Below are 2,157 nucleotides of genomic sequence, written 5' to 3' on the forward strand. Positions count from 1 at the left end.
TCGATTCGCAGCGCGACAACGCCTCGCGCGGATTGTTGGCGTGCAGCGTTCCCATCGAGCCGTCATGGCCGGTGTTCATCGCCTGCAACAGATCGAACGCTTCCGGTCCGCGGACTTCGCCGACGATGATCCGCTCCGGGCGCATACGCAGGCAGTTGCGCACCAATTCGCGCATCGTCACCTGGCCTTCGCCCTCGATATTTGGCGGCCGGGTTTCCAGGCGGACGACGTGCGGCTGCTGCAACTGCAGTTCGGCGGCGTCTTCGCAGGTGATGATGCGCTCGTCGTCGTCGATATAATTGGTCAGGCAGTTCAGCAGCGTGGTCTTGCCGGAGCCGGTACCGCCGGAGATCAGCACGTTGGCGCGGCAGCGGCCGATGATCTGCAGGATCGTGGCGCCCTCCGGCGTGATCGCGCCGAACCTGACCAGCTGATCGAGCGTCAGCTTGTCCTTCTTGAATTTGCGGATGGTGAGCGCCGGGCCGTCGATCGCCAGGGGCGGCACGATGGCGTTGACGCGGCTGCCGTCGGCGAGCCGGGCGTCGCAGATCGGCGAGGATTCGTCGACCCGGCGACCGACCTGGCTGACGATGCGCTGGCAGATGTTCAAGAGTTGCTGGTTGTCGCGAAACCGGATTCCGGTGCGCTGGATGCGGCCGGCGACTTCGATGAATACCGTGCCGGCGCCGTTGACCATGATGTCGGAAATGTCGTCGCGCGACAAAAGCGGCTCCAGGGGACCGTAGCCGAGCACGTCGTTGCAGATATCGTCGAGCAGTTCCTCCTGCTCGGCGATCGACATCACGATGTTCTTGATCGCGATGATCTCGTTGACGATGTCGCGGATTTCCTCGCGCGCGGATTCGGCGTCGAGCTTGGCGAGTTGCGCCAGATCGATCGCCTCGATCAAGGCGCCGAAAATCGTCGCCTTGACCTGATAATAGCCGTCGGAGCGCCGGGTTTCGATGGCGATCGCCGCCGATGTCGGCCGCGCCGGGGCCAGCGGCGGCGACGCCACCGCGACCGGCGTCACATCGACCGGCGGACGCAACGCCACGCTGACCGCCGGCTCCGGCGCCGCGCTGGCGGGCTTCGGCAGGCGGCCGTCGTTATCTGTTCCGCTACGCTTACCAAACACGACGATGCTCCACCCGGGATTTATTTAGCCCGCAATTTTTCGAGGAACGGTGCCAGCAACGAGCCGCGCGGTTTCTTGGTCTCGCCGCGGCCGGTCAGGCGCTGGGCGATCTGCAAGAACATCTCGGTGGCGCGGTGGTTGGCGGAGATTTCGGCGATCATCTGGCCGTTGTTGGCGGCCGCGCCGAAGATCTGTGCGTCGAACGGAATGCTGACCACCGGCTGGCTTTCGATCGCCTTGGCGAATTCGTTGGCGTTGATTTCCGGGCGTTTCGGCACGCCGACCTGGTTCAGGCAGTAATGCGGCGGCCGATCGTTCGGCCGCGCCGCCTTCAACAGATCGTACATGTTCTTGGCGTTGCGCAGATTGGCGAGATCCGGCGCCGCCACGATCAGGATGTCGTCGGCTGAGACCAGCGCCCGCTTGGTCCAGCCCGACCATTGATGCGGCACGTCCAGCACGATGCAGGGCATCGTGGTGCGCAAGGTGTCGAAGCTCGAGTCGAAGGCTTCGCAGCCGAAGTCGTAGACCCGCTCCAGCGTCGCCGGTGCCGCCAGCAGGCTGAGGTGGTCGGTGCATTTCGACAGCAGCCGGTCGATGAAGGCGGTATCGACGCGGTCGGGGGAAAACACCGCGTCGGCGATGCCCTGCGGCGGGTCCTGGTTGTAGTCGAGCCCGGCGGTGCCGAAGGCGAGGTCGAGATCCGCCACCACCGAATCCAGCGCCAGGTCGCGGGCGATCGCCCAGGCGACATTGTGCGCGATGGTGGAAGCGCCGACGCCGCCCTTGGCGCCGACCACGGCGATGATGCGGCCGACCGCGCGGGCTTCGGGAGCCGAAAACAATCCGCAGATCGAGCCGACGATCTTGATCGGCGCCACCGGCGCGATCACGTAGTCGCTGACGCCGCGGCGTACCAGCTCGCGATACAGCGTGACGTCGTTGACGCGGCCGATCACGATCACCCGCGTGCCGGCGTCGCACACCGTGGCGAGCTGGTCGAGCCCGGCCAGGATGTC

General features: G+C 65.7%; 2 protein-coding genes. Both read right to left on the reverse strand.

The window, feature by feature from the left end; genetic code table 11:
• Positions 1-1,138 (reverse strand): CpaF family protein (locus VGC77_RS14720; RefSeq protein WP_331172308.1); only part of this gene is annotated, 1,138 nt, incomplete at its 3' end.
• 20 nt (positions 1,139-1,158) lie between these two features.
• The coding region (locus tag VGC77_RS14725) for an AAA family ATPase (RefSeq protein ID WP_331172309.1) at positions 1,159-2,157 on the reverse strand (999 nt) is incomplete at its 5' end.

It is taken from the genome of Rhodopseudomonas sp. (assembly GCF_036404135.1).
GTDB lineage: Bacteria > Pseudomonadota > Alphaproteobacteria > Rhizobiales > Xanthobacteraceae > Rhodopseudomonas_A.